Consider the following 16105-nt stretch of genomic DNA (forward strand, 5'->3'; position numbering starts at 1 on the left):
CACGCGCCGCTGCCCCGTCAACTACCCCGCATATCGGACGGCTAGCGCACGCCGTAGACCAGCTCGTACCCCAGGTACCACGGTCCGGTCGGCAGGCCGGCCGCAGCGGCGCGGAGCTCGTCCAGCGCGATGTCCGCCTCGCTCACGTGCGGCAGCAGCGTCTGCAGCGACCCCTCGCTCAGGGCGAACTCGACCAGCCGTGCACCGTTGCCCTCCTCGACACTGTGCAGCGCCGTCCGCGCGACGTGCCGGAACACTCCGGACCCCAGAAACGCCTCCGGAGTGACCGGCCACAGCCGCCGCTCGGCGTCCAACATCAGTTCGGTACGGCGACGTCGTACCAGCTCGCGGACCCGTCGGAACGCCGCGTCCGCCTCCCAGCTGCCCGTGACCACGGTGTTGTACTGGTACGCCGCCAGCACGCCACCCGGCCGCAGGATCCGCGCGATCTCGGCGTACGTCGAGTCCGGGTCCATCCACTGCAGCGCCTGAGCCGCGGTCACCAGGTCAGCCCAACCATCCGGCAACCCGGTCGAGCTACCGGCCCCTGCGACGTACGTGACGTTCGCAGCGGTCGTCCGCCGGGCCGCCTCGGCCCGCATCGCCGAGCTGGGCTCGACTCCGACCACTTCGTCCGCGTGCGACGACCACAGGCGCGTGGACAACCCCGTGCCCGCACCGAGGTCGACCACCCGCAAGACCGTCCCCGCGAGGCGCGACAGCAACTCGACCAGTACGGCGGGCGGTCGCGGCCGCGCGGCGTCGTACCGGCGGGCGAAGTCGTCGTCCTCGTAGGCGTACCGCGCGACCGCACGGGCGACCTCAGGCGGGACGTGGTCCATCGTCACAACACCTGGGACAGGAACTGTTGCAGGCGTGGCGACTCCGCGGCGGTGAAGATCTGATCCGGTACGCCGGACTCCACGACGACCCCGCGATCCATGAACGCGACCTGGTCGGCAACCGAGCGAGCGAACCCCATCTCGTGCGTGACGACGACCATGGTCATCCCGGACTGAGCCAGATCGGCCATCAGCCCGAGCACGCCCTTGACGAGCTCCGGGTCGAGTGCCGAGGTGGCCTCGTCGAAGAGCATCACCTCGGGCTTCATCGCCAGTGCCCGCGCGATCGCGACCCGCTGCTGCTGGCCGCCGGACAGGTTGCCGGGGCGAGCCTCCGCCTTCTCCGACAGCCCAACGAGGTCGAGCTGCTCCGAAGCCGCAGCCCGGGCCTGCTCCAGATCCAGCTTCTTGATCTTGCGCAGCGGCAGCGTGATGTTGTCGATCACGCTCTTGTGCGGGAACAGGTTGAAGTGCTGGAACACCATCCCGATCCGCCGCCGCAGGACATCCGGGTTCCCGGGCAGCACGGACTCCCCACCGAGCAGGACGTCACCCGCGTCCGGCTCGATCAGGCGGTTGATCGTCCGCAACAGCGTCGACTTGCCGGAACCCGACGGCCCGATCACGCACGCCGTACGGCCTGCTGGTACGTCGAGATCGACGCCCCGCAGCACCTTGTTCGTCCCGAACGCGAGCTCGACCCCGCGGACCTGCAGGCTCGCGGCGAGCTCAACGGTGGTCGGCATACGCGGGCTCCTCCAAGGTGGTGGTGTCGGCGGGGCGGCCTTCACGCAACCGTTTGTCGATGTAGTTCACGAGGTGGGTCAGCGGGACCGTGATCACCAGGTAGAAGATGCCGGCCAGCAGCAGCGGCGACAGGTTGCCGTCGGTCGCCGCGGAGTCCTGCCCGATCCGGAACAGCTCGCGCTGACTGGCGAGCAGGCCGAGGAAGTACACCAGACTGGACTCCTTGACCAGTGCGATGAACTGGTTGACGAGCGCGGGCAGCACCCGGCGGATACCTTGCGGGATCACGACCAGCCGCATGCCGTTGGTGTAGCTGAAGCCGAGCGCCCGCGCGGCCTCCAGCTGACCCTTCTCGACACTCTGGATGCCGGACCGGAAGATCTCGCCGATGTACGCCGACGCGATCAGCGACAACGCCAGAATCCCCAGCGGATAAGGGTTCGGGCCCCACCAATGCCGGGTGATCGGGGACAGGCCCTGACCGATCAGCAGGATGGTCAGGATCGCCGGCAGGCCACGGAAGATGTCGGTGTAGATCTTGGCGGGCCAGCGCAGCCAGCGCTTGCTGGACAGGGCGAAGACCGCCACGATCATGCCGAGCACAGTGCCCAGCACGACCGAGGCGGCCGCCAGAATCAGGGTGTTGACCAGTCCTACCTTGAGCATCTCGGGCAGGGCTGCCTTCATCGACTCCCAGTCGAGGAAGGTTTCGTTCAGAGTGGACCAGATGTCCATCAGGCTTTGGGAGCCGTGAACTTGACCGTGCCGCTACCCGGCTTGAAGGTCTCCGGTACGGCGCGGCCCGGGTAGTACTGCTCGACCAGCTTGGTCCAGGTGCCGTCGGCAATGACCTCGTCGAGCGCCTTGTTCACAGCCTCACGCAGCTTGTCGTTGCTCTTGGCCACCGCGTACGCCGTCGGTGCGGAGCTCAGCTCCTTCGCCGCCAGGATGACCACGCCGCCACCCTGCTCCTTGGCCATCTTCTCGCCGATCTCGGCCGGGGAGATCCACGCATCCGCCGTACCGGCCTTGAGCTGTCCGACCGCGGCGTTGTAGTTCGGCACGCGGACCGGGTCGAGGTTCTTCTGCGTCGCGTAGTCGTCCTGAACGGTGCCCTGGACAACGACCACGCGCTTCCCGGCGAGCTGGTCGAACTTCGTGATCCCCGAGGTCTTGGTGGTGTTCAGCCCGAGGTAGCCGAAGTCGTAGCCATTGCTGAAGGCAACCGTCTTCTTCCGCGCCTCGGTGATCGTGATCGACGAGCTGCCGAGGTCGAACTGACCGCCGTTCACCTGCGAGAGCAGCGCGGAGAAGTCGGTACCGACGAACTCCGGCTTCAGGTTCAGCTTGGCCGCGACCGCGGTGATCAGGTCGTTGTCGAACCCGGTGAACTTGCCGTCCTTGACGTACACGTTCGGCGGTGCGTCGGTGAGCGTCCCGATCCGCAGCGTGCCGGCCTTGAGCAGGCCGAGATCCGGTCCACCGGCGGCCTTGTCGTCATCGCTGCCGCAGGCAACCATCGACAAGGCCAGCGTGACAACGGCTCCGGCAGCGGCGATCCGGCGGAATGGAGCGCTGAAGGCGCGCACGGGTGTCTCCTTAGAACAGTCAACTGGTCCGCAGGGCGAACCACCCCGCTCGACCGAAGCCAACACCACCTTCCGGCTCGTCATTCCATCGCGACACCCACTGAGACGCCGCCGCAATGTCCACCGGACTCGTGGTATATCCGTGCATCTGAGGCAGTCTCTGCGACTTGAAGTGCTGCGCAGGATGATGCACACTGTGCTGCATGGAGACTGTCGACCGATCACCCGCGACGAGAAAGTCGCTGCCGTTGTCCGAGCGCGACCTGCGCGACCTCGCCGTGCTGCGTGGCTCGGTGGCTCACCGTGCTGCGCTGGCCGAGCTCACGCAGGTGCACATCAGCGAGAAGACCAGTGAGGCGGTCCTGTTGCAAACTGTTCTCGAGGCCGGCCTGAAGGCCGTTGCGGACCTGGTCGAAGCCGACGGATATTCGCGGATCGCGCGCGAAGTCGTCCACGAGGAGCGCCAGGCGGTGGCCCGGCGCCGCCGCCCGTCGTGGGCGGACGAGTGAGCTGGCCGCTGCTGCGCGGTCAGGTGGTCCGGGCGGATCTCGATCTCGATGAGCCGAAGTTGTTCGTCGTCGTCTCGAACAATCGCCGCAATCAGTATCTTCAACAGGTCCTCGCGGTGCGTCTGACGACGACTGCCAAGCCGCAGATCCCCAGTATCGTCGAGCTGGTTCATCCGGAGGCCTTCGTCGGTCGCGCGGTCTGCGACGACATCGTGGAGCTCTACGCGGACGAGGTCGACGGCGTTGTCGGTGGCCTGTCGCCGGCTGCGATGCGCGCGATCAATTCCGGCCTGGCGGCGGCCCTGGGGATGTCCGACTGACTGGTGGGGTGCGGCGATCAGCATGTGACCTGGGTCCTGGTGAGGGTTGCCGGCCAGTGCATACTGGAGTCACGAGTGAACCCACTCGCGTGCTCCGGGGTCGGTGAAATTCCGAGCCGGCGGTGACAGTCCGCGACCCGGCTGCTGAGGTTGGCAGCCGGTTGACCTGGTGGAATTCCGGGACCGACGGTGAAAGTCCGGATGGGAGGCAGCACGCGATCGGCGGGAGAGCTCCGACGTTCGCGAGACGTCCCTTGGGCTGAGGCCTGCGGTGACGACGAGCGGCCGCCCGGAGAGCTGTACGTCGGTCGTCAACGGCCCCGGTGTGCGTCCGTGACGACGAGGGACGTAAGTGACGAACGCAGGGTCGAACGCATCGCCGATCGACGTCGCCTGGATGCGGCGCGCGATCGAGCTGGCCGCCCGCGGTATCGGCAGCACCCACCCGAATCCGGTGGTCGGCTGCGTGATCACGGCCGCCGACGGCACTCCGGCCGGTGAAGGCTTCCACGCCGTTGCCGGGGGCCCGCATGCCGAGGTCGAGGCGCTGCGAATGGCGGGACCGCGGGCCCGCGGCGGTACGGCGTACGTGACGTTGGAACCGTGTAATCACACCGGTCGGACCGGGCCGTGTGCCGATGCGCTGATCGAGGCCGGTGTCGCCCGCGTGGTGTACGCCGTTCCGGATCCGAACCGGCAGGCGTCCGGTGGCGGCGACAAGCTGCGCAGCAAGAACATCCAGGTCGAGCAGGGGCTGCTGCAGGACGAGGCCGAGGCCGGCAACCACATCTGGCTGCACAGCGTGCGGACCGGGCGGCCGTTCGTGACCTGGAAGTTCGCGACCACGCTGGACGGCCGTTCGGCCGCTCCGGATCGGACCAGCAAATGGATCACCGGGCCGGCCGCGCGGGCCGACGTACATCGTCATCGGGCCGAGTGCGACGCGATCGCGGTCGGGACGCAGACCGTGCTGTCCGACGATCCCGAGCTCACGGTTCGGGACTCCGCGGACGTTCCCGCGCCGCGGCAGCCGCTGCGCGTGGTGGTCGGCGATCGGGAGATCCCGGCGACGGCGAAGGTCCGCAACGACCGGGCGCAGACGCTACTGCTGCCCACCCATGACCCCGCCGAGGTGCTGCGGCAGTTGGATGACCGCCAGATCCGGCACCTCTGGCTCGAAGGCGGCCCGACGCTGGCCGCCGCGTTCCTCCGCGCCGGTCTGGTCGATCAGATCGTCGCGTACGTCGCCCCGGCCGTCCTCGGCTCCGGGTTCGCCGCGATCGGCGACCTCGGCGCGGAATCGATCGACCACCTGCGGCGGTTCAACCTGACGGACGTGACGCGTCTCGGCGACGACGTCCGGCTCACGCTGGCACCTCTGGGAGGGAACTAGATGTTCACCGGAATCATCGAGGAACTCGGCACCGTCGAGGCGCTCGATCTGCTCGACGGCGACGCGGCCCGGCTCACCATCCGCGGCCCCAAGGTGACCGCGGACGCCGGGCACGGCGACTCGATCGCGGTCAACGGCTGCTGCCTGACAGTGGTCGAGTACGGCGACGGTCTGTTCACCGCCGACGTGATGCGCGAGACGCTGAAGCGGACCAGCCTGGGCGCGGTCGAGAAGGGCTCGCGGGTCAACCTGGAGCGCGCGGTCACCGCCCACGCCCGGCTCGGCGGTCACATCGTGCAGGGTCACGTGGACGGCGTCGGCACGATCGCGAGCCGGACCCCGTCCGAGCACTGGGAGGACGTCCGGATCGCGGCCGGTCCGGAGATCCTCAAGTACATCGCCGAGAAGGGCTCGATCACGGTCGACGGGGTCTCGCTGACCGTCACCGATGTCGACGACGCGACCGGTACGTTCGGAATCAGCCTGATCCCGACCACGCTCGAGCTGACCGTGCTCGGCGCCAACAAGGTCGGCGACACCGTCAACCTCGAGGTCGATGTGATCGCCAAGTACGTCGAGCGCCTGCTCACCGCCGGAGGAGCCCGATGAACGTGATCGACTGGTTGCTGCACGCGCACGTGACGATCGGTGATTCGCAGTTGCGGGTCCGCGAGATCGTCGGCAACGTCTTCGGTCTGGCCAGCGCCCTGCTCGGCATGCGCCGGCTGGTCGCGGCCTGGCCGGTGGGCATCGTCGGCAACGTGCTGCTGTTCACCGTGTTCGTCGGCGGCATCTTCGGTTCGCCCGAGGACAAGGACCTCTGGGGTCAGGCCGGGCGGCAGGTGTTCTTCTTCATCCTCAGCGTGTACGGGTGGTACCAGTGGTACCAGACCCGTCACCACGGTGCTGCGGTGGCGGTGCGACCGCGCTGGGCGACCGGCCGCGAGCGGCTCGAGCTGCTCGGCATCGGTGCGGCGCTCTACGCCATCAGCTTCTTCGTCCTGCGGGCGCTGGGTTCCTGGGGTCCGCAGTGGGACGCATGGATCCTCACCGGGTCGATCCTGGCGACGTACGGGATGGCACGCGGGTTCGTCGAGTTCTGGCTGATCTGGATCGCGGTCGACGCGGTCGGCGTACCGCTGCTGATCCAGGCGGAGTTCTATCCGTCGGCCTGGATGTACGTGATCTACGGATTGTTCTGCGTCGTGGGCTTCGCGTCGTGGTGGAAGATTCAGAATCGTGAGCGGGTCAACCCGCCGGAAGCAGTGGTGGTGGGCTAAATGGGTGACGTGCTGAAGCTGGACACGATCGAGCATGCGATCGAGGAGATCCGGGCCGGACGGCCGGTCGTGGTCGTCGACGACGAGGACCGGGAGAACGAGGGCGACCTGATCTTCGCCGCCTCGAAGGCGACACCGGAGTTGCTGGCGTTCCTGATCCGGTACAGCTCGGGTGTGGTGTGCGTGCCGATGGAAGGCGCTGAGCTGGACCGGCTCGGCATCCCGCTGATGACGCCGCACAACCGCGAGCGGATGCGGACGGCGTACACGATCTCGGTCGATGCGCGGGACGGCATCAGCACCGGGATCTCGGCGGCCGACCGGGCCCGGACGATCAAGGTGCTGGCGGATTCGGCGTCGGAGTCGTACGACGTCGTGCAGCCGGGCCACGTCTTCCCGCTGCGGGCGCGAGAGGGCGGCGTACTGGTTCGGCCTGGTCACACCGAGGCTTCGGTCGACCTCGCGCGGATGGCCGGGTTGAATCCGGCGGCGGTGATTTCCGAGCTGGTGAACGATGACGGCACCATGAAGCGCGGCCAGGATCTGCGGACGTTCGCCGATGAGCACGGGCTGGTGCTGGTCTCGATCGACGACCTGATCTGGTACCGGCGCCGTACCGAGATCCAGATCGAGCGCGTCGCGACGACGACCCTCCCAAGCCGGTACGGCGATTTTGTTGCCCACGGCTACCGAAACACGGTGGACGGTTCGGAGCAGCTGGCGCTGGTTCGGGGCGATCTGAAGGACGGGCCGGTGCTGGTTCGCTTGCACTCGGAGTGCTTGACGGGTGACGTCTTCGGGTCGTTGCGGTGTGACTGCGGTCCGCAGCTCGACGAGGCGATGCGGCAGGTCGCGGCCGAAGGTGGTGTGGTGGTCTACCTCCGCGGTCACGAAGGCCGGGGGATCGGACTGCTGCACAAGCTGCAGGCCTACGAACTGCAAGACGCCGGCCGCGACACGGTCGAGGCGAACCTGGATCTCGGACTGCCTGCTGACGCTCGCGACTACGCCGCCGGTGCGCAGATCCTGGCGGACCTCGGCGTGAGCGAGGTGCGACTGCTGACGAACAACCCGGACAAGGTGTCCGGCGTCCAGGGCTACGGGATCGACGTCGTCGAGCGGCGCAGCATCTCCATCGACCCCACCGAACACAACCTGCGCTACCTGCGCACCAAGCGCGACCGCATGGGCCATCACCTTCCCACCGACGAAAAAGGAGCTGTCTGATGTCGGGCAGTGGAGCACCAACGATCGAAGCCCCTCGCGCCGAAGGAGCCCGCGTCGCGATCGTCGCCGCTTTGTGGCATCCCAAGGTCACCGACTCACTGGTCGCCGGCGCTCTGCGCGCTTTGGATGACTCAGGCGTGACCGACCACAAGGTCATCCGCGTCCCCGGCTCCTTCGAGCTCCCCGTCGCGTCGCTGCACGCGGCCAAGGCGGGGTACGACGCGGTGATCGCTTTGGGCGTGGTCATCCGCGGTGACACCCCGCATTTCGAATACGTCTGCCAGGCAACCACCGACGGTCTCATGCAGGTCGGCGTCACCACCGGCGTACCGATCGGCTTCGGCGTCCTAACCTGCGACAACGACCCCCAAGCGTTGGACCGAGCCGGCCTCCCCGACAGCCGCGAGGACAAAGGCTACGAAGCCACCCAAGCAGCCCTCTCCACCCTGGTAGCCGTCCGCACACTTTGAGCACGAACCAACCATTCTCGCCCGCAACACCTGGTCGACGGGTGCTCAAGGTGCCGTGCTTGCGCGACCTTGAGCACGGGTCAACCACGTGGGCGGGCTGAGGGTGGTTGAGGGGTGCTCGAGGTGCGGCGGGTGACGTCGTCCAGGAGGTGTTGGAGGGCGGTGGCTAGGTGGGTTCGGGCGTCGGGGGTTAGGGAGGCGACTAGTTCGGATTCGCGGGTGAGGACTTGGTCGACGCTGCGTTCGATGAGGGCGTGGCCGGCGGGGGTGAGGGTGACGACTACGGCTCGGGTGCCGTCGGGGGCGGGGTGGCGGGTGACCAGGCCGGTGTCTTCGGCTCGGGTGACGCGTTGGGAGATGGCGCCGGCGGTGACGAGGGTACGGCGGGCCAGTTCGCGGGTGGTGAGTTCGTAGGGGGCGCCTGCTCGGCGGAGGACGCTGAGGAGGTCGAGGGTGGCCGGGTCGATGCCGAGGTCGGCGAGGACGCGGCGGCGGTCGTCGGCGAAGAGTTTGGCCAGGCGCCACAGGGGCGTGACGATCTCGATGGAGTCGGTGGGGGTGCCGGGGCGCTCGCGTTCCCAGGCGCGGGCGATTTCCGCGGCGGGGTAGGGGCTGGGGCCGTCGAGCGGGTAGGTGTCGGTCACTCGGCCATGCTACGTTTAGAGCTAAACATTTAGGTCTAAACGTGAGGATAGAGCGATGCGAACGATCGTGGTGACCGGGGGAGCGACCGGAATCGGCCGTGCGACGGCAGAGTTGTTCCGGGCCGACGGTGACGAGGTGGTGATCACCGGCCGCCGGGCCGAGACGCTGGCCAAGACTGCCGCCGAGATCGGCGCCCGGCCGGTGGTGTGCGACGCGACCGACCCGGCGCAGGTCGAGCAATTGCTCGCCACGTTGCCCGACAGCGTCGACGTACTGGTCAACAATGCCGGCGGCAACACCAACTTCGGCCGGTCGGAAGACAATCTCCAGCAACTGAAGGAGAACTGGCTGGCCAACCTCGAGGCCAACCTGATCAGCGCCGTACTGACGACCGCCGCACTAGCGCCGCGGCTCACCACTGCCGTCGTCCATCTGGGCTCGATCGCCGGTGCGCGGGGCGCTGGTTCGTACGGCGCTTCCAAGGCGGCACTCGCGATGTGGAACGCCGATGTGGCGGCCGAGCTCGGCCCTCGCGGCATCACCTCGAACGTCGTTGCGCCGGGATTCACCGCGGAGACCGAGTTCTTCCAGGGCCGACTGACCGCCGAGCGCCGCCAAACGTTGCTAGAGGCAACGTTCACCAAGCGCGAGGGAGAGGTCGGCGACATCGCGTCCACCATTCATTTCCTCGCATCCCCGGCCGGCCGCCACATCACCGGCCAGGTCCTGCACGTGAACGGCGGTGCCTTGATTACTCGCTGATCCTGGTGTGCTCCATGAACCAGTTGGTGACCCACGTCGTACCGCCGTCCTCGGAGAAGTCCTGTTGCCAGGCAGACTTGTCGGTACCGGGCGTCCAGGTGAAGCGGACGTCGATCGGGCGCCCCTCCCAGACGTCCGGCCCTTCGAAGATGCCGAGCCCGTCGTCGCCGAAGGAGCCGATCACCGGGGTCTCCAACTGGCCGCGCAAGCTGTTGATCCAGTGGATCGACCACGTCTGCGCCAGAGGGTTGTAGATCCGCAGCGTCGCACCGCGGAACCCCTCGGTCGGGAACCACCCTTCGTCGAAGCTGATCGCCCCGTCGAAGTACGTCGTCACCTGCATCTCGGACTCGATTTCGTACCACTCGTGCGGCTCGCCGAGAGCAGGGCGGCGACGGCGATTGGCCATCTGCCAACGGCCGACCAGGAAGTCGAAGTCGTCGGTCAGCTTCGGTACGTCGAGCGCCGGGGCAGGCGTCGTACGGCGGGTGAAGTCCATCTCCCAGTTGGTCTCCCACGTCGTACCGCCGTCGTTGGAGTACGCCTGCTCCCAGTGGGCGGTCGTCTCGGTGATGTCCGACCACTCGTAGCTGCACAGGATCGGCTGCCCGTCGACCTCGTCGTCGCCGATCAACCGGCACGAGGTGCCGTCGGCCGACCACGTGCCGGTCACGGGTGGGTAGAGCTTCATGGTGGTCGAGCTCACCCACCAGATGTTCCACTCGCGCGCCACCGGATCGAACAGCCGCACCGAGAGCCCGTAGCTGCCTTTGGACGGGAAGCGCATCTCGTCGATGGAGATCGCCCCGTCGAAGTACGTCGTCGCGGTGGTCGTCCCCTCGAAGGTCGTCCACTCGTTGCAGTCCGCGAACACCTTGTCGCGGGTCCGGTGCCGGACGTCGAAGTCGCCGTTCAGGAAGTCGAAGTCACCGGTCACCTTGGTCCATGTCGTCATAAGGACCAGCCTGCCGCCAAAACCTGACAGCGCATGGCAGTGTTTCAAGATACTGTCGAAGACATGCGTTCGAGCCGGCTGTTGTCGATCCTGCTGTTGCTGCAGACCCGCAGGCAGCTGACCGCGCGCGAGCTGGCCGACGAGCTGGAAGTGTCGCTGCGGACCATCTACCGCGACGTTGAGGCGCTAGCCGCCGCCGGAGTCCCCGTGTACGCCGACCAGGGCCGGGCCGGCGGTTATCGCCTGGTCGAGGGCTACCGCACCCGCCTGACCGGTCTGACCGAGCAGGAGGCCGCTGCGCTCTTTCTGGTCGGTATGCCGGGTCCAGCCGCCGCACTGGGGCTAACCGCCCAGACCAACGCGGCCGAGCTCAAGCTGCTCGCCGCACTGGCCCCGGACCAGCGTGACCGGGCCGGACGGCTCAAGAACCGCTTCCACCTCGACATGCCGGCCTGGTACGCCGACGCTGAGACCTCACCGCACCTGTCCGCCGTGGCTGACGCCGTACTGCACGACCGCCGGATCAAGGTCCGCTACCGCCGCTGGTCCGCGCCCCGCGAGGTCGACCGAGTCCTCGAACCGCATGGTCTCGTCCTCAAGAGCGGCAGCTGGTACGTCGTCGCTGCCACCGAAACCGGGATGCGCACGTACCGCGTCTCCAACATCCTCGAACTCACGCCGACCGACGAGCAGTTCACCCGGACCGGCGACTTCGACCTGCCGCAGTTCTGGCAGGACCACCTGCTGTACTTCGACCAGGCACGGTTCACCGCCCAGGCCGTCGTACGGGTCTCTGCCAGCCTGGCCGGCCGCATGTACGACGTGTCGTTCCCACCACTCGTCGCTGCTGTCGCGGCCGCGACTCCGGACCCGGATGGCAGCGTGGTCGTGACCGTGCCGATCGAGTCCATCGGCAACGCGGCCGCGTCGTTCGCGCGCTTCGGCAAGTCGCTCGAGGTCCTCGAGCCACCGGAGCTGCGCGCCGAGCTGGCCGCGCTCGCCCGGATCCTGCTGGACCTCTACGAGTCCTGATCGAACGAGCTGACGGCGGTTCGCCCGGCCTCGACGCTCCGCTGGACGAATCCGGCGATCAGCTCGAGTTCGTCCTCGGTGTAGCCGGCCAGTACGTCGTCCATCGCGCCGAGCATCGGCTGGTACAGCCGGAAGACCTCGACTCCGCGATCGGGGAGCAGCCGGATCGTCACGCTCCGCCGGTCGGTCGCGGCGCGGTCGCGGACGATCCACCCGGACCGCTCGAGCCGGTCCAGGATCCCGGTCAGCGTGGCCGGGTGCAGCCCGGCCCGCCGGGCCAGCGTGCTCGGGGTGAGCGGGCCGCTGCGGGACAACACGTCCAGGCAGTCGAGGTCGACGTCCTTCAGCGCCAGCCGGCCGCCGACCTGGTGGTTGAGCAGCGCGAGCTGGATCCGCAGGTCGCGGAGGCCGGCCTTGATGTCGTTGCCGGTCCGCCGCCGGTGACGCGCGTCACCTGATGATGTCTGTTCCATAAATTATGAGTTCCGTACTATATGAGTTACAGATGACCTGGAAACCATAACCCAGAAGGGGTACGGATGAGGATCACAGTGTTCGGAGCGACCGGCGGGGTCGGCGGTCACGTCGTCCAGCAGGCGCTCGCGGCAGGCCACGAGGTGACCGCGGTCGTGCGGACCTCCTCGTCGTACGACGTGAAAGGGCCCCAGATCGTGCGTGTCGCGGGGCTGACCGAGGCGGGACCGCTGCTCGACGCGGTCGACGGCCGGGACGCGGTGATCTCCGGGGTCGGACCCCGCGGTACCAAGTCGGGGCCGGTGGCCTCCGGGAGCACGCGGTCGATCCTTGCCGCGATGGCGAAGACCGGCGTACGGCGGTTCGTCGCGGTGAGTGCGGCGCCGATCGGACCGCCACCGCCGGACGAGAGTTTCCTGAACCGCCGTCTGCTGCTGCCGATGATTAGGGCGATCGCGGCCGACGTGTACGCCGACCTGCGGGTGATGGAAGCAGACATCACCCGCAGCGACACCGACTGGACGATCGTCCGGCCGCCCAAGCTGACCAACAAGGCTGTCACCGGCCGCTACCGCACGAGCCTCGGCCCCACGGTCCCCGCCGGCTACCTGATCGGCCGGGCCGACGTGGCGCACCTGATGCTCGCGGCGGTCGCCAACCCGGCGATGATCGACCAGGCTGTTGGGGTGGCGTACTGATGGACAGGTTCGTTCGCGCCGCCAGTCTGGTGTTCACCGGCGCCTTCGCCGGCTTCCTCCTCGGCGTCCTGGTGCTCGAAAACTCGCTGCGCCAGTACGGCGGCGACGTCTACACCCAAGTCCGGCACGTGGAGCTGGATGCCCTCGACACGCTCGCCACGGCCACGCTGATCCCCGCGCTGCTCACCACCGCGATTCTGCTCATGCGAGCGCGCGGCCGACGCCTGGTGCCGCTCGTCGCCCTGGTCCTGCTGGTGGTGGTTCTCGCCACCTCCATCGCGGTCAACCTGCCGATCAACGCCGACCAGGCCGACTGGGTCGTGCAGAATCCGCCCGCGGACTGGGCCGCGATCCGCGACCGGTGGCAGGCGGCCCATCTGGTCCGCACGATCGCCGCGCTGGCGGCCTTCGGGGCCCTGGCCGGAGCCGCGGTGGGTCCCGCCAGGCGGACCTGAGCGGCAGGTTCCTGGCCCGGGCATCTAGGCTGGGCACGCGATGAAGACCTTTGAGGAACTGTTTGCCGAGCTGGGCGACAAGGCACGCACGCGTCCGGAGGGATCCGGGACGGTGGCGGAGCTGGATGCCGGCGTGCACACGATCGGCAAGAAGCTGGTCGAGGAGGCCGCCGAATCCTGGATGGCCGCCGAGCACGAAGGCCAGGAGCGGGCCGCCGAAGAGCTGTCCCAGCTGCTGTACCACGCGCAGGTCATGATGATCGCGCTCGATCTGAAGCTCGAAGACGTTTACCGACATCTGTAGGGAGTCCCGCAGACCCACCGGTTCAGTTTCGACAGATTGGGCAGTGCCATGCTGCGCGTCGCAGTACCGAACAAGGGCTCGTTGAGCGAGTCCGCGATCGAGATCCTCACCGAGGCCGGCTACAAACAGCGCCGGACCACCAAAGACCTCTCCCTGACCGACGTCGCGAACGAGGTGGAGTTCTACTACCTCCGCCCGCGCGACATCGCCGTGTACGTCGGCGAAGGCACCCTGGACGTCGGCATCTCCGGCCGTGACCTGGTGCTCGACTCGCACGCCGACGCCGACGTGATCCTCGGGCTCGGCTTCGGCAGCTCCACCTTCCGCTTCGCCGCCCCGCCCGGGACCGCGTCCTCGGTGAAGGACCTGGCCGGCAAGCGGATCGCCACGTCGTACGCCGGAGTCCTGTCCGACCACCTCGCCGAGAACGGGGTCGACGCCTCCGTCGTCCGCCTGGACGGCGCGGTCGAGTCGGCCGTCGCACTCGGCGTGGCCGACGTGATCGCCGACGTCGTCGAGACCGGTACGACGCTCCGCCAGGCGGGGCTCGAGATCTTCGGCGAACCGATCCTGCAGTCCGAGGCGGTCCTCATCAAGCGCCACGGTGTCGACAATCCACCGAACGGCCTGCAGCAGCTGGTACGGCGGCTCGAGGGCGTCCTGATCGCGCGGAACTACGTGATGATGGACTACGACATCCCGGCCGAGCAGATCGACGCGGCGACCGCGGTCGCGGCCGGTCTGGAGTCGCCGACGGTCTCACCGCTCCACCGGGCGGGCTGGGTCGCCGTACGGGTGATGGTGCAGCGGGCCGAGGCGCAGCGCATCATGGACCAACTGTGGGAGGTGGGAGCCCGTGCCATCCTCACCACAGACATTCACGCGTGCCGCATCTGAGATGACCAGTACCGACCGCTTGTTCATGTTCCATCCGCGGAGCATCGCGATCATGGCGTCGGTGATGGGGTTCTCGCTGATCGCGCTCTTCGGGGTGATCTGGACCCAGTTCGACGACGGCACCCGGGAGACGTTCAGCTGGTTCCAGCGGTTGACGCTGCTGGCGTTCTTCGGCGCGATTCTGTTGCTGCTCTACCGGATGGCCACGGTTCGGGTCACGGCGTACGCCGACCGGCTGCAGATTCGCAACGTGTTCAAGTCGTACACGCTGCCCTGGTCGGACGTCAGTGCGCTGCGGTTCCGTTCGGGTGACGCCTGGTTGCAGCTGTTCGATGCCGAGGGCAACCGGATTGGTGTGCTGGCGATTCAGGCTGCTGAAGGTGGTCGGGCGAGCAAGGCCGCCAAGGAGTTGGCGGCCGTTGCCCGTGCACACGGCGCTGGGCCTAAGCAGACACCCGAAAACTAGTCTCGTGTGACTGACCGGGTTCCAGGACCACCAGGTCCTGCCCGGTCACGAACGCGTCCGGCGGACACGTCATCGGTTCCACGGCGAGCGCCGTACGGCCGATGGCGTTGCCGGTGTAGAGCTGCATCCACGGGGTGTCCGCGCTGAGGGTCGCTCGGGCTGTTGAGTCGGGATCCGACAGGGTGACGGACCATGCGTCGCCCAGTCCGGTGAAGGCGTTGTCGATGTCGAGTTGCCCGAGGACCCGGCGGCCGGTCGAGAAGTCGTACGGCGATCCGGTCACTGGCGCCAGGCCGATCGGCGAGAGTTGTTCTGGCGAGGTCTTCAGCCAGTGCTCGGCGTTGAACTCCAGCACGCACTCGTCGATCGGCCGACCCACGCTCAGATACGGGTGCGCGCCGTACCCATAGGGTGCCGCCGTGGTGCCGACGTTCACGGCTGTCGCGGTGACGGTCAGGCCGTCGTCCAGGCGGTACTGCAGGCGGAGTTCGAGCTGATGCGGGTATCCAGGCTGGCCGTGCAGTCGATGACCGGTCTCCAGGTACGACGGGTCGCTGCCGTCGTCGAGGCGGATCCAGTTCGCCCACCGGGTCAGGCCGTGGATCGCGTTCCGCCGGGCCGGCTCGGTCAGGTACAGCTGTTGGTCGACCCCGGCGAACGAATACTTCCCGTCGGTGACCCGGTTCGGCCACGGGAACAGATGCTGCCCGATCCCCGCATGCGCCGCCTCGTCCTCCCCGAACCCGAGCAGCAGCTCACGCCCCTCGAACGTGAGCCCGCGCAGCCCACCACCCACACTCACCACAGTCCCGGCGTACCCACCGCCCTCGATCGTCCATTGCTCACCGCTCGGCAGAACGCTCATGGGTTCATCCTCGCTCATGTCGTCGCAACGACAGGATGTAGTCGTCTACGTAGACCCCGCCGCCAGCGGGGAGCCGCCGCGCGAGCGCCCATCTCATACCTATACGTCCTGTTCTTCGGAAGGCCTGTCCATTTGGGGCTGACCCGTTCGTGGTGATGCTGTAGACACGCCAACA

Annotated in this window: 22 protein-coding genes and 1 riboswitch; of the genes, 14 read left to right on the forward strand and 8 right to left on the reverse strand. The window is 67.8% G+C overall.

Going from position 1 to position 16105, the window contains the following annotated elements; all coding sequences use genetic code 11:
- Positions 1-41: 41 nt before the first annotated feature.
- Genes ACFTSF_RS38485 through ACFTSF_RS38500 form a run of 4 tightly spaced genes read right to left on the reverse strand, consistent with a single transcriptional unit; the run spans position 42 to position 3178 of the window.
- On the reverse strand, positions 42-842 hold the full coding sequence (locus tag ACFTSF_RS38485; protein WP_380160177.1) for a class I SAM-dependent methyltransferase: 801 nt from the start codon (positions 840-842) through the stop codon (positions 42-44).
- Between the two features lie 2 nt (positions 843-844).
- Entirely contained in the window at positions 845-1588 is a 744-nt protein-coding gene (locus ACFTSF_RS38490) for an amino acid ABC transporter ATP-binding protein (RefSeq protein WP_380160179.1), read from the reverse strand.
- Positions 1572-2324 carry an amino acid ABC transporter permease gene (locus ACFTSF_RS38495; RefSeq protein ID WP_344165967.1) on the reverse strand — a complete coding sequence of 251 codons (753 nt, stop codon included), beginning with the start codon at positions 2322-2324 and terminating at the stop codon, positions 1572-1574. The genes ACFTSF_RS38490 and ACFTSF_RS38495 overlap by 17 nt, the downstream gene beginning before the upstream one ends.
- Positions 2324-3178, reverse strand: coding sequence for an ABC transporter substrate-binding protein (locus ACFTSF_RS38500; RefSeq protein ID WP_380160181.1), 855 nt, complete (start codon positions 3176-3178; stop codon positions 2324-2326). Before ACFTSF_RS38500 ends, ACFTSF_RS38495 begins: the two co-directional genes overlap by 1 nt.
- A 203-nt stretch (positions 3179-3381) precedes the next feature.
- On the opposite strand from ACFTSF_RS38500, the gene ACFTSF_RS38505 reads away from it, so the two are divergent.
- From ACFTSF_RS38505 to ribH, 7 genes are all read left to right on the forward strand, one after another.
- The gene (locus ACFTSF_RS38505) at positions 3382-3687 is read left to right on the forward strand and encodes a hypothetical protein (RefSeq protein WP_380160183.1); all 306 of its coding nucleotides are present in this window, start codon (positions 3382-3384) and stop codon (positions 3685-3687) included.
- Positions 3684-4007 carry a type II toxin-antitoxin system PemK/MazF family toxin gene (locus tag ACFTSF_RS38510; protein WP_380160185.1) on the forward strand — a complete coding sequence of 108 codons (324 nt, stop codon included), beginning with the start codon at positions 3684-3686 and terminating at the stop codon, positions 4005-4007. The genes ACFTSF_RS38505 and ACFTSF_RS38510 overlap by 4 nt, the downstream gene beginning before the upstream one ends.
- Before the next feature lie 85 nt (positions 4008-4092).
- Positions 4093-4226: riboswitch (FMN riboswitch) on the forward strand.
- A gap of 178 nt (positions 4227-4404) precedes the next feature.
- The gene (ribD, locus tag ACFTSF_RS38515) at positions 4405-5400 is read left to right on the forward strand and encodes a bifunctional diaminohydroxyphosphoribosylaminopyrimidine deaminase/5-amino-6-(5-phosphoribosylamino)uracil reductase RibD (protein ID WP_380160286.1); all 996 of its coding nucleotides are present in this window, start codon (positions 4405-4407) and stop codon (positions 5398-5400) included.
- Entirely contained in the window at positions 5401-6009 is a 609-nt protein-coding gene (locus ACFTSF_RS38520; protein WP_380160187.1) for a riboflavin synthase, read from the forward strand.
- Positions 6006-6680: a nicotinamide riboside transporter PnuC gene (gene pnuC, locus ACFTSF_RS38525; RefSeq protein ID WP_380160189.1), complete on the forward strand. Its 675-nt coding sequence runs from the start codon at positions 6006-6008 to the stop codon at positions 6678-6680. The genes ACFTSF_RS38520 and pnuC overlap by 4 nt, the downstream gene beginning before the upstream one ends.
- Positions 6681-7907 carry a bifunctional 3,4-dihydroxy-2-butanone-4-phosphate synthase/GTP cyclohydrolase II gene (locus ACFTSF_RS38530; RefSeq protein WP_380160191.1) on the forward strand — a complete coding sequence of 409 codons (1227 nt, stop codon included), beginning with the start codon at positions 6681-6683 and terminating at the stop codon, positions 7905-7907.
- On the forward strand, positions 7907-8377 hold the full coding sequence (gene ribH, locus ACFTSF_RS38535; RefSeq protein ID WP_344165955.1) for a 6,7-dimethyl-8-ribityllumazine synthase: 471 nt from the start codon (positions 7907-7909) through the stop codon (positions 8375-8377). The genes ACFTSF_RS38530 and ribH overlap by 1 nt, the downstream gene beginning before the upstream one ends.
- 80 nt (positions 8378-8457) lie before the next feature.
- On the opposite strand, the gene ACFTSF_RS38540 is transcribed toward ribH, so the two are convergent.
- Positions 8458-9021, reverse strand: a complete 564-nt coding sequence (locus ACFTSF_RS38540; RefSeq protein WP_380160194.1) for a MarR family winged helix-turn-helix transcriptional regulator — start codon at positions 9019-9021, stop codon at positions 8458-8460.
- Between the two features lie 55 nt (positions 9022-9076).
- On the opposite strand from ACFTSF_RS38540, the gene ACFTSF_RS38545 reads away from it, so the two are divergent.
- On the forward strand, positions 9077-9784 hold the full coding sequence (locus tag ACFTSF_RS38545; RefSeq protein ID WP_380160196.1) for an SDR family NAD(P)-dependent oxidoreductase: 708 nt from the start codon (positions 9077-9079) through the stop codon (positions 9782-9784).
- On the opposite strand, the gene ACFTSF_RS38550 is transcribed toward ACFTSF_RS38545, so the two are convergent.
- A complete protein-coding gene (locus tag ACFTSF_RS38550; RefSeq protein ID WP_380160198.1) occupies positions 9774-10739 on the reverse strand; it encodes a hypothetical protein in 966 nt (321 codons plus the stop codon). The two genes, ACFTSF_RS38545 and ACFTSF_RS38550, sit on opposite strands and share 11 nt — an antisense overlap.
- Positions 10740-10802: 63 nt before the next feature.
- Between ACFTSF_RS38550 and ACFTSF_RS38555 the strand changes: the two genes are divergently transcribed.
- Positions 10803-11771, forward strand: a complete 969-nt coding sequence (locus tag ACFTSF_RS38555; protein ID WP_380160200.1) for a helix-turn-helix transcriptional regulator — start codon at positions 10803-10805, stop codon at positions 11769-11771.
- On the opposite strand, the gene ACFTSF_RS38560 is transcribed toward ACFTSF_RS38555, so the two are convergent.
- The gene (locus tag ACFTSF_RS38560; RefSeq protein WP_380160202.1) at positions 11759-12244 is read right to left on the reverse strand and encodes a MarR family transcriptional regulator; all 486 of its coding nucleotides are present in this window, start codon (positions 12242-12244) and stop codon (positions 11759-11761) included. The two genes, ACFTSF_RS38555 and ACFTSF_RS38560, sit on opposite strands and share 13 nt — an antisense overlap.
- A 66-nt stretch (positions 12245-12310) precedes the next feature.
- On the opposite strand from ACFTSF_RS38560, the gene ACFTSF_RS38565 reads away from it, so the two are divergent.
- The 5 genes from ACFTSF_RS38565 to ACFTSF_RS38585 are packed head-to-tail and all read left to right on the forward strand — an operon-like array spanning position 12311 to position 15065.
- A complete protein-coding gene (locus tag ACFTSF_RS38565) occupies positions 12311-12943 on the forward strand; it encodes an NAD(P)-dependent oxidoreductase (protein ID WP_380160204.1) in 633 nt (210 codons plus the stop codon).
- Positions 12943-13398, forward strand: coding sequence for an anthrone oxygenase family protein (locus ACFTSF_RS38570; protein ID WP_380160206.1), 456 nt, complete (start codon positions 12943-12945; stop codon positions 13396-13398). The genes ACFTSF_RS38565 and ACFTSF_RS38570 overlap by 1 nt, the downstream gene beginning before the upstream one ends.
- A 40-nt stretch (positions 13399-13438) precedes the next feature.
- Positions 13439-13702 (forward strand): phosphoribosyl-ATP diphosphatase, encoded by a 264-nt coding sequence (locus ACFTSF_RS38575; RefSeq protein ID WP_344165941.1) that lies wholly within the window; start codon positions 13439-13441, stop codon positions 13700-13702.
- Between the two features lie 48 nt (positions 13703-13750).
- A complete protein-coding gene (gene hisG, locus ACFTSF_RS38580) occupies positions 13751-14599 on the forward strand; it encodes an ATP phosphoribosyltransferase (RefSeq protein ID WP_344165939.1) in 849 nt (282 codons plus the stop codon).
- A gap of 1 nt (position 14600) precedes the next feature.
- Positions 14601-15065: a PH domain-containing protein gene (locus ACFTSF_RS38585; protein ID WP_380160208.1), complete on the forward strand. Its 465-nt coding sequence runs from the start codon at positions 14601-14603 to the stop codon at positions 15063-15065.
- On the opposite strand, the gene ACFTSF_RS38590 is transcribed toward ACFTSF_RS38585, so the two are convergent.
- On the reverse strand, positions 15043-15930 hold the full coding sequence (locus ACFTSF_RS38590; protein WP_380160210.1) for an aldose 1-epimerase family protein: 888 nt from the start codon (positions 15928-15930) through the stop codon (positions 15043-15045). The genes ACFTSF_RS38585 and ACFTSF_RS38590 overlap by 23 nt on opposite strands.
- Positions 15931-16105: the final 175 nt, after the last annotated feature.

Source organism: Kribbella sp. NPDC056951 (assembly GCF_042674205.1).
Taxonomy (GTDB): Bacteria; Actinomycetota; Actinomycetes; order Propionibacteriales; family Kribbellaceae; genus Kribbella; species Kribbella yunnanensis.